The organism is Actinocrinis sp. (assembly GCF_035946395.1).
Classification (GTDB): domain Bacteria; phylum Actinomycetota; class Actinomycetes; order Streptomycetales; family Catenulisporaceae; genus Actinocrinis.
This window is the reverse complement of sequence record NZ_DASYZI010000129.1, coordinates 17,469-27,848: the sequence shown is the minus strand read 5'-3', so window position 1 is coordinate 27,848 and position 10,380 is coordinate 17,469. Positions and strand designations below refer to the sequence as shown.

Genomic DNA, 10,380 nt, shown 5'->3' with positions numbered 1-10,380 from the left:
GTTGACCGTGCAGGACGCGCCTGCGGCCAGGGTGCTGCCGCAGTTGTTGGTTTGTGTGTAGGGGCCGCTGGTGGTGATGGAGGAGATGGTTGCGGCGGCGTTGCCGGTGTTGGATACCGTCACGCCCTGTGCGCTGCTGGTGGTGCCGACGGTTTGGTTGCCGTAGGACAGGCTTGCGACGCTGGTGGAGATCGCGGGGTTGGTGCCGCCACCGCTGCCGGGGAAGATCTCGAACTCTGAGATTTGTCCTGCGGGCCAGCCGGTGTTCGCGGTGAAGTTCAGCCGCAGGTACCGGTCGCTGGTACTTGCCGGCAGCGGGATCGTGACGGTGTTGCCGGTGGAGGGGTTGAACGTGTACCCGGCGGAACCGACCAGCGTGGTGAAGTTGGCGCCGTCGGTGCTGCCGAGCACGGAGAGGGTCTGCGTGCGCGTCGCCCACGAGGTCGACGGCGGCAGCGTCAGCGTCACCGAGCCAAGGCTCTGCGACGAGCCGAGGTCGGCCTGGAGCCACTGCGGGAAGGCGTTGTTCGTGGATTCCCAGTAGCTGCTGGTGTTGCCGTCGTTGGCGTTGCTCGGCGGGAAGCCGGACTGCGAACCGCTGGCGCTCATCGTGGCGGTCAGCGCCAGGTTGGTCGTCGAGGTCGGATTCCCCGTCCCGGACAGGTTGACCGTCAGCGGGCTGTTCGCGGCGTTGCTGTTCACCGTCAGTGCGCCGGTGCGTGTCCCGGCTGCGGTGGGCGTGAACGTCACCGACGCCGAGCACGACGCGCCGGCCGCCAGCGAGCTGCCGCAGGTGTTGGTCTCGGCGTAGTCGCCGGAGGCGGCCACCGAGGTGATCGACGCGGCGGCGTTGCCGCCGTTGGTGATCGTGACCGACTGCGCCGCCGAGGTGCTGCCGACGTTCTGCGCCGCAAAGGCCAGGCTGTTCGGCGAGGCCGACAGGCTCGCCGAGCCGGTGCCGCCGCTCGGGATGGTGACCTGGCCGGTGAGCCGGACGTCGCGGGACGAGGCGCCGACGTAGACCTGGTTCGCCCCGGCGGCGTTGGACCAGCCGGTGTTGTTCCAGTACTGGAAGCTGCGCGCGTCCAGGGTGAGCGCGACGTGCTGGGTCTGGCCGGGGGTGAGCGTCACGCGCTGGAAGCCGCGCAGGTTCTTCGGCGGCTCGCCGACGCTGCTCGGCTGGCCGACGTAGACCTGCGCGATTTCGGTCCCCGCGACGCTGCCGGTGTTGGTCACGTCGAAGCCGACGGCGACGTTGCCGTTCGCGTCGGGGGCGCCGACGGTCAGGTTGGCGTAGCCGAAGGTGGTGTAGGACAGGCCGAAACCGAAGGGGAACATCGGCGTCTTGCTCTGCGCGTCGTACCAGCGGTAGCCGACGTCCAGACCCTCGGAGTACTGGACGGTGCCGTTCTGGCCCGGCCACTGCGCGGCGGTGTTCGCCGGCACGTCGGTCAGCGACTGCGGGAAGGTGACCGGCAGCTTGCCGGAGAAGTTCACGTCACCCCACAGCAGCGCCGCGACGGCCGTGCCGTCCTCCTGCCCGGGATACCAGTTCTCGATGATGCCCTTGACCGAGCCCGCCCACGGCATGGTGACCGCCGAACCGCTGTTGACCACGACGACGGTGTTGGGCTGCGCCGCGGCCACGCTGCTGATCAGCTGGTTCTGCGCGGCGGACAGGTCGATGTTGTTCAGGTCGGCGCCCTCGCCCTCGGCGTTGTTCACGAACACGACCGCGAGGTTGGCGGCCTTTGCGGCGTTGACCGCCGGGGTGGTCAGGTCCTGGTTGGGGATCTGCCAGTCGAGGTTGACCTGGCTGCCGCCGCCGTCCTGGAAGTAGTCGACCTCGATGCTCACCGGCTGGCCGGCGGTCAGGGCGATGCTGCCGGTCTTGGTGGTCGGCGGCTGGTCGGCCCAGTTGTTGATGACCTGCTGGCCGTTGATGTAGAGGCGGCTGCCGTCGTCGCTGGTCAGCGAGAAGTTGTAGGTGCCGGTGGTCGGCGGGGTCAGCGTGCCGGTCCACTTGGCCGACCAGTTGGTGCCGCCGAGCGTGCCGCCGGGGGAGTTCCCGCCCCAGTTGAAGTTGACGACCGGGTCGACCCGGGTGAACACCGGGCTGCCGGACAGCGCGTTGCCGCTGTAGTACTGGCCGTACAGGCCGGGGCCGGTGCCCGAGGACGGAGTCAGGTAGCTGCTGTCGAGCAGCGAGCCGTTCGGGTTGGCGACGCCCTGTGAGTAGGTGACCGTCGCGCCGCTGCCCGCGCGGCTGGAAATGCCCTGATACGGCGTGGTGACGTACGGCGCGTTCACGTGCGCGCTGCCGTTGCCGGCCGTCTCGGCGTCCACGCCGGCGTCGTCGCCGATGACCGCGATCGACTTGTCCGCCGAGGTGACCGGCAGCACCGCGCCGGAGTTCTTCAGCAGCACACTGCCCTCCTCGGCGACCTGCCGGGCCACGGCCGTGTCGGCGGCCGAGGTCACGGTGTTGCTCAGGCTGCCGCTGTTCGTCTTGTCGAACAGCCCGGCGGCGAACATCGCGGTCAGGATGTTGAGTACGTGCCCGTCGATGGTCGCCTGGGTGACCTGGCCGGCGGACAGCGCCGAAGTCAGCGCGCTGCCGTAGTACGTGCTGCCGTTCATCTCCATGTCGAGGCCGTTGTCCGCGGACGCGACGGTGGAGTGGGTGCCGCCCCAGTCGGAGGTGACGAAGCCGGTGAAGCCGAGCTGGTTGCGCAGGATCGTCTGCAACAGGTTCGGGTTCTCACACGCGAAGGTGCCGTTGACCATCGCGTAGGAGCACATGACCGACTCGGCGCCGCCCTGTTGCACGGCGGCCTGGAACGCGGGCAGGTAGATCTCCTGCTCGGTGCGCGCGGAGATCTGCGCGTTGTCGCTGCTGCTGTTGCGGTAGGTCTCCTGGTTGTAGACCGCGTAGTGCTTCACCTGGTCGATCGGACCCTGGCTCTGGATGCCCTGGATGTCCGCGGCGGCGAGCTGCCCGTTCAGGTACGGATCCTCGCTGTACGACTCGAACGCGCGGCCCCAGCGCGGGTCGCGCACGATGTTGATGGTCGGGCCGAGCGAGACGTTCGCGCCCTTGGCCCATGTCTCGGCGCCGATCACCTGGCCGTACTGCTGCATCAGCGAGGTGTCCCAGGTCGCCGCGCCGGCGACCGGCGCGGGCAGCTCGGTGACGCCGGTGACGCCGTCGGCCACGCCGGCCGGGCCGTCCTGCAACCGAAGCTGCGGGATGCCGAGCCGGGTGTTGGCGTCGACGCAGGCGCCGTAGCCGTTGCACGAACTGCCGCCGTGCATCATGGCGATCTTCTCGTCGGAGGTCATCTGGGCGAGCAGTTCCTGCGCGCGTGTGGCCGGCGGCTGGGTTGCGTCCATCCAGGGTGGGCTCGCGGCGTGCGCTGGTGTCAGTGTACTGACGAAACCGGCGACCAGCGCGGCCGCGAGCGCGGCACGCACAAAGGTCGGAGTTCTCATGTGGGCACTCCTCGGCGTTGAGGGCAGTGGAGCCGCGGCGGCCGGGACCCGGCCGCCGCGGCTCTAACAAAATGACTCGCAAACTTTCAACGAAAAGTCGGAAGAAGGAGGCTGGTCAGTGATTGCCCATCACTGTGGCTGGATCACTGTTACTGGATCACTGTGGCTGGATCGCTGTCAGCTGGTCACGGTGTCGGGTCACGGTGCTGGATCACGGTTTGCCGGCTCACTGCTGGTAGATCTGGAACTCGGAGACCTGGCCGGCCGGCCAGCCGGTGTTGGCGGTGAAGTTCAGCCGCACGTAGCGGGTACTGGTGGACGTGAAGGTGATCGTCACCGTGTTGCCCGTCGACGGATCGAAGGTGTAGTTCGCCGAGCCGACGATCGTGGTGAAGTTGGTGCCGTCCGTGCTGCCGAGCACGGAGAGGGTCTGGGTGCGGGTGGCCCAGGAGGTGGATGGCGGCAGATTCAGGACGATGCGGCCGATGCTGTGCGCCGAGCCGAGGTCGACTTGGAGCCACTGGGGGAAGGCGTTGTCGGTGCTTTCCCAGTAGCTGTTGGTGTTGCCGTCCACGGCGTTACCGGGCACGTAGGTCTGGGTGTATCCGCTGGCCGAGGTCGGCTGGTTGAGTGCGAGGTTGGTGTTGGCGCTGACGCCGGTGCCGGTGAGGTTGACGGTTGCCGGGCTGCCGGGTGCGTTGCTGGCGATGCTCAGGGTGCCGCTCTGCGCGCCGCTCGCGGTCGGGGCGAAGGTGACGTTGACCGTGCAGGACGCGCCTGCGGCCAGGGAACTGCCGCAGTTGTTGGTCTGCGCGAACGGACCGGAGGCCGAAATCGAGGAGATGGTCGCCGCTGCGTTGCCGGTGTTGGACACCGTCACCGCCTGCGCGCCACTCGTCGTGCCGATGGTCTGGTTGCCGAACGACAGGCTTGTGACGCTGGTGGAGATCGCGGGGTTGGTAGTGCCGCCACCACTACCCGGGAAGACCTCGAACTCCGAGACCTGTCCGGCGGGCCAGACGGTGTTCGCGGTGAAGTTCAGCCGCACGTACCGGGCCGTGGCCGAGGTGAAGTTGATCGTCACGGTGTTGTTGTTCGCGGTCGGGTCGAACGTGTAGTTCGCCGAGCCGACGACGGTGCTGAAGTTGGTCCCGTCGGTGCTGCCGAGCACGGACAGGGTCTGCGTACGGGCACCCCACGACGTGGACGGCGGCAGCGTCAGCACGATCTTGTTGACGCTGTAGTTCTGGCCGAGGTCGACCTGGAGCCACTGCGGGAAGGCGTTGTTCGTGGATTCCCAGTAGCTGCTGGTGTTGCCGTCGTTGGCGTTGGTCGGCGGGAAGCCGGACTGCGAACCGCTGGCGGTGATCGACTTGTTCAGCGCGATGTTGGTCGTGCTGTCGATGCCGGAGCCGGTCAGCGAGACCGTCGTCGGGCTGTTGTTGGCGTTGCTGGTCACCGTCAGCGTCCCGGTGCGCGAGCCGCTGGCGGTCGGCTTGAAGGACACGGTCACCGTGCAGGACGCGTTGACCGCGATGCTGGAGCAGTTGTTCGTCTGGCTGAAGTCACCGGTCGTCGAGACGCCCGAGACGGTCGCCGCGGTGGTGCCGGAGTTGGTGATCGTCACCGACTGCGCCGTCGCCGTGGAGCCGACCAGGGTCTGACCGAACGTCAGGCTCGCCGGGTTGGCGTTCAGCACCGGGCCGGGCGCGGTGCCGGTACCGGACAGGCTGACGGTGTTGGTGACGCCACCCGCGTTGACCGTCAGGTTGCCGGTGCGCGAACCGGCCGCGGTCGGGCTGAAGGTCACGCTCACCGTGCAGGAGCCGTTCGCGGCGATCGACGAGCCGCAGTTGTTGGTCTGCGCGAAGTCGCCGGTGGTCGAGATGCCCGAGACGGACGCCGCCGCACTGGTCGGGTTGGACACCGTCACGGTCTGCGCCGCGCTGGTCGCACCGGTCGCGACCGAGCCGAAGTTCAGCGCGGTCGGCGAGACGGACACGCCGTTGTTCGGGTACGGCGGGAAGACCTCGGTCGGGTTGGTGCCGGCGCACTGGGTCGGGCTGATACCCGAGTTTCCGCCGTTGTCCGTGATCGCGAACGCGGTGCCCTCGCAGCTGTAGCTCGGCGCGTTGCCCGCGTTGGCCTGCGCCACGCCGGTCGCGACGACGTTCTGCATCGTGGCGGTGCCGCCGGTCTGCTCCTGCAATGCGAACGTCCCGGTCCCGGCAATCGTCACGTTGTTGAGGTTGACGCCGCTGACGGTGCCCTCAACCCATTGGATCGCCTCGTACGGGCTCTGCTCGATCAGTGCGTTGGTCACGTTGATCGGACCGGTGATGGCGCCCTGGCTGCCGTCGAACCACAGCGCGCCGACGCCGAACTGCCAGTTCGGGTCGAGGTCGCCGTCACGGATCATGGTGTTGTTCAGGATGGTGGTGGTGCCGACCGGGGTCGAGCTGAACCGCTGGCCGACCTGGATGCCGCCGCCCTGCGTGATGCCGCTGTCCACGACCAGGTTGCCGGAGACGGTGTTGTCGTGGCCGCCGTAGATGGCGATGCCGTTGGCCAGCTGCTGCAACTGCACCGTGTTGTTGGAGAACGTGTCGCCGGAGTCCGCGCCGACGCCCGAGTCGGCCCACGTCGCCAGACCGTCGTCGCCGGTGTTGCGGATGTCGCTGTTGGTCACCGTCGAGTTGGTCACGCCGCCGTGGAAGTTGATTCCGTCAGCCGTCGTGTCACGGATCCGCATGCCGCTGAAGGTCAGGCCGTTGAACGGCCCGTCCATCCAGGCGCCGACCTTGTCGTGCTCGATCCAGATGTTCGACACGGTCGAGCTGCTCATCGCGCCGCCGATGCCGTTGACCGCGCAGCTGTCGCAGCGCTCCTGCACGTTGCCGAAGATGGCGAAGTTCTGTAGGTGCACGTTGGTGCTCGGGCTGGGCGCGGAGTTGCCGTAGAAGCCGGGCGCCGTGCCGGTGACGGTCGAGTACCACATGCCCGCGCCGGCGACGGTCACGTTGTTGACCATGATGTGGCCGGGGACGTTGTACGTGCCCGGCGGAATCCACACCGTGCCGCCCGAACCGGCCGCGCTGATCGCGTTGTTGAACGCGGTGGTCGAGTCGTTCACGCCGGTCGAGTCGGCGCCCTCGCTGGTCACCGAGACCGAGCCGGACGGCTGCGTGAGCGCCGCGCCGACGTTCTCGAAGTCCGCGAAGTCGATCGTGTACGAGGACGCGGTGTCCTCCGAGTCGACCTGCAACTTGAAGGTCGTGCCGGCCGGATACGTCGTCGAGAACAGCCGGTGCACCTCGTCGAAGAAGTGGTGCGGGTTGCTGCCCGGCGTGTTGGTGAACGGGTAGCTGCCGTAGTACCAGCTGTACGCGTTGGTCAGCGTGAAGTCGGTCTGCTTCGTGCCGTTGACGTACAGCGAGAGCGGCGCGGTGTAGACCGTGCCGCCCGAGGTGTCCGGGATGCTGTAGCGGAAGTCGATCGAGTTCGTCGTGACCGGCGAGGTGAACGTGACGAACTGGCCCTGCCCGCCGAGCGTCACGGCCTTGCGGCCGGACGCCTCGTCGGCCAGCTGGCCCTGGGTGACGCTCGGGCCGATGACCGTCCCGTTGGTCGCGGAGTTCTCCGCCTGTACCTCGACGTACGGCAGGCTCGCGCCGCTGCCGCCGGTCGCGGCCGCGGCGGCGGGCTGCACTGCCAGGACGGCGACGACGCCGCCGGCCAGCAATGCGCTGCTGGCCGTCCACGCGGCGAATCGCCGTGGACTTCGGAAGGAGTGGAACACTGTCTGCTCCTTTCACGCGATGCCGGGTCTCCGTCGGCGACATCGCGGTCAGGTGGGGATGGGTGCGTGTGGCGCGAGTTGATACGCGGTACCAGGCACGTTGCGGCGCCTCGCCGGTTGTGTGGGTGAGCGGCGGCGAGGGCGGGACAGTCCGTATGCGGGTGTGTGGCCGGTGCATGGGGACCGTAGCGTTTTTGACATCTGGACGCAATATCCAGACACATCCCTGGTGAATATTTACTTCTGCTTGCACAGTCGCCGGTCAGGGCACGGCTCGTCCCGTGCGGGATGTCTCGGCGTGAAATGCGATGAAATCAGTGCGTGTCCGGCCCGGTCGAGCCCGGCCCGCCTGGTCCGATCCGGCTCGGTTCAGCCAGGCGGTTCGGCCCGGTTCAGCGCTTGCGCAGGCGCAGGCTGGTCCAGCTGGCGTCCGCGGTCCAGCCGCCGTCGACCGGCAGTGCCACGCCGTTCACGAAGCCGCTCATACCCGGGTCGGCGAGGAACGCGACCGCGGCGGCGATGTCGCCGGGAGCGGCGAACCGCCCCATCGGGACGCGGTCGGTGATGTCGGCGTCGGTGTAGCCGCCCGAGGCCTGGTCGGCGGCGTCCATCTCGGTCTTGACCCAACCCGGGCACACCGCGTTGACCCGCACGCCTCGGCCGCCCCACTCGGCGGCGAGCGTGCGCGTCAGGCCGATCAGCCCGTGCTTGCTCGCGTTGTATGCTGCGCGGTCCGAGACGCCGTGCAGCCCGGCGATCGACGCGATGTTCACGATCGAACCCGTACCCGCCGCGAGCATCGCCGTGCCGAACGCCCGGCACAGCAGGAACGGCCCGGTGAGGTTCACTTCCAGTACTCGGCGCCACTGTTCGGCCGTGGTCTGCTCCGCCGGGACGAGCAGTGAGACGCCCGCGTTGTTGACCAACACGTTGACCCGGCCGAACTCGCCGAGTACCTGCTCGGACAGCCTCGTCGCGTACTGCTCCGACGAGACGTCGCCGACGACGGCCAACGCCTCGGCGCCGCGCTCGCGTACGGATTGCAGAGTCGCATCAGGCATCCGCAGGTCGCTCAGTACTACCGCGTAGCCCCGTTCGGCCAGGGCATCGGCCACTCGGCGGCCGATGCCCTGCGCGGCGCCGGTGACGACCGCGACTGGTGGAACTGGTGCAACCGATGGAACTGGCGTGTCCTGCCCGGTATTGGTCATTCGGATGGGCCTTCCCTCGTGGGAGTGGACATGCATTGGTATCAATTATGCGGCAATGGTGGGTATAGCTGACTTCTGCTGGTGTCGTTGTTCGTAGGCTAGGGGGCTGAGCTGCCGGTTCGCGGAGTGTCGGCGTTCGGGTGTTGTAGCGGGCCAGCCAGCGAAAGACCGTGAGCCGGGCGCAGTGTGTGCTGTCGTAGCGGTGGGAGCCCTGGAGGGTCTCGCGCTTGAGCGAGGCGTGGAAGGACTCGCAGGCGGCGTTGTCCGCGCTGGTGCCGACCGCGCCCATCGACTGGGTCACGCCCAACTCCTTGCACGCGGCGGCGAACTCCTTCGATGTGTACTGAGACCCGTGATCACTGTGGAAAAGCGCGCCGACAAGACTCCCGCGCACGTAGCGGGCCATGCGCAGGGCGTCGGCGACTAGCTCGGTGCGCATGTGGTCGGCGATCGAGTATCCGATCACGCGACGGCTGAAGCAGTCCAGCACGGTCGTGAGGTACAGTAACCGCCCGTCACCGACCGGCAGATAGGTGATGTCGCCCATGTACTTCACGTCTGGCGTGGGGGCGGTGAAGTTGCGGCCGAACAGGTCGGTGACCGGGACGGCCGAGGGCTCGGGCACGGTGGTGCGCACCCTCTTGTGCAGGCGTATCCCGGCGATCGCGTACTTGCGCATCACCCGTGCGACCTTCTTCCCATTGACGGCCATGCCCGCCGCGCGCAGTTCGGCGGGCACCCGCGGGGAACCGTAGGCGCCATCGGTCTCAGCGTGCACGGCGCGGATGCGCGCGGCCAGTACCTGATCGGCCTGCTCGCGCGCCGCACGGGCGGCCCACGATCACCCCGGAAGCGATCCGCTGGGAGCCGGACTCGTCCGGCCCCGATACGGTCCGTCACGCAATACGCGCAGCAATCAGCGATGTGTGGCCCGAAGTACCCGAGGCCGCCGACGGCTTCAGTGCAAATGAAACGATCGCTTGCAGCAACAGCAACGGCCCGGTCGATCCGGTGAGCGATGCGCTCACCACGATCCCGAGTAGTCCGACTATCGCGCGGATCACGTATGCCGATTTGATCATCCTCAACCGGGATCACTTCATGTACGAGTGGACTACCTTCGCGGCTATCAGTCTCGGCGCGTGACTCACCTGGTGAACCTCTTGGTGACAGGTGACGCGTGCGATCTCGACCCCCGTTTCTCTGCTGTCGGTCGTTGTGGGCAACTGTACAGGTCAGCCACGCGTGCGAGCCTAGCGGGCCGCGCCGCCGGAGCGCCGCTGTTATCAACTATCGGCGGTCACACTGCGAGCGGGTTCGACGATTGGTCACCTGTTGGCCACTGTCTGCAATTCAGCGCCCTGTCTTTACTGGAACCATAGAAAGGGCCACGGCAAAGACGTGAGGCTGGCAGGCCCGCGCGGCGGTGCCAGCATCGCACCCTTCACCACCGAGGAGGACCGACACGTGACCATCACCGTTGACCGCCCCGCCGAACACGAGGCGACGCAGCGGCGCAACCCGCGCGAACTGGTCTCGCCGCAGACGTTCACCAAGCTCGTTACCTATATCGTTGAGCACCAGCGCGTCACCCGCCCCTACGCCGAGCGCGTGATCGAGCAGACCCTGATCTACCTCAAGGCTGTGTGTGGCAACCACGGCGTGCGCTTGGTCCCGGACATCTCTGTGGACCCCGGCTGGCATGCTTTCCTGATGCACACCATCGAGTACGCCCAGTCGAGCAGGATCACAACGGCGGACGGCGCCTGCACCACGTCCCGATCATGCTCGAAGACATCTCCTCCGGCGCAGCCATGCAGCGCACCATCCGCTACTACACGCCACCGGCTACCCCGTTGACCCCGAGTTCTGGATCAC

At 67.7% G+C, this 10,380-nt stretch carries 5 protein-coding genes and 1 pseudogene; 2 read left to right on the top strand and 4 right to left on the bottom strand.

Annotated features, from left to right (window positions below; translation table 11 throughout):
• From VGS97_RS08200 to VGS97_RS08185, 4 genes and pseudogenes are all read right to left on the bottom strand, one after another.
• Positions 1-3,492 (bottom strand): glycoside hydrolase family 3 C-terminal domain-containing protein (locus tag VGS97_RS08200; RefSeq protein ID WP_326852663.1); only part of this gene is annotated, 3,492 nt, incomplete at its 3' end.
• A 226-nt stretch (positions 3,493-3,718) separates the two neighbouring features.
• Positions 3,719-7,291 (bottom strand): choice-of-anchor D domain-containing protein, encoded by a 3,573-nt coding sequence (locus VGS97_RS08195; protein WP_326852662.1) that lies wholly within the window; start codon positions 7,289-7,291, stop codon positions 3,719-3,721.
• A gap of 392 nt (positions 7,292-7,683) precedes the next feature.
• Positions 7,684-8,502: an SDR family oxidoreductase gene (locus tag VGS97_RS08190; RefSeq protein WP_326852661.1), complete on the bottom strand. Its 819-nt coding sequence runs from the start codon at positions 8,500-8,502 to the stop codon at positions 7,684-7,686.
• Positions 8,503-8,547: 45 nt separating this feature from the next.
• Positions 8,548-9,343, bottom strand: a pseudogene (locus tag VGS97_RS08185) (IS3 family transposase); the annotation flags it as partial.
• A gap of 83 nt (positions 9,344-9,426) precedes the next feature.
• On the opposite strand from VGS97_RS08185, the gene VGS97_RS08180 reads away from it, so the two are divergent.
• Both VGS97_RS08180 and VGS97_RS08175 read left to right on the top strand, forming a co-directional pair.
• A complete protein-coding gene (locus VGS97_RS08180; RefSeq protein WP_326852660.1) occupies positions 9,427-9,648 on the top strand; it encodes a hypothetical protein in 222 nt (73 codons plus the stop codon).
• A 321-nt stretch (positions 9,649-9,969) separates the two neighbouring features.
• Positions 9,970-10,362, top strand: coding sequence for a hypothetical protein (locus VGS97_RS08175; protein ID WP_326852659.1), 393 nt, complete (start codon positions 9,970-9,972; stop codon positions 10,360-10,362).
• Positions 10,363-10,380: the final 18 nt, after the last annotated feature.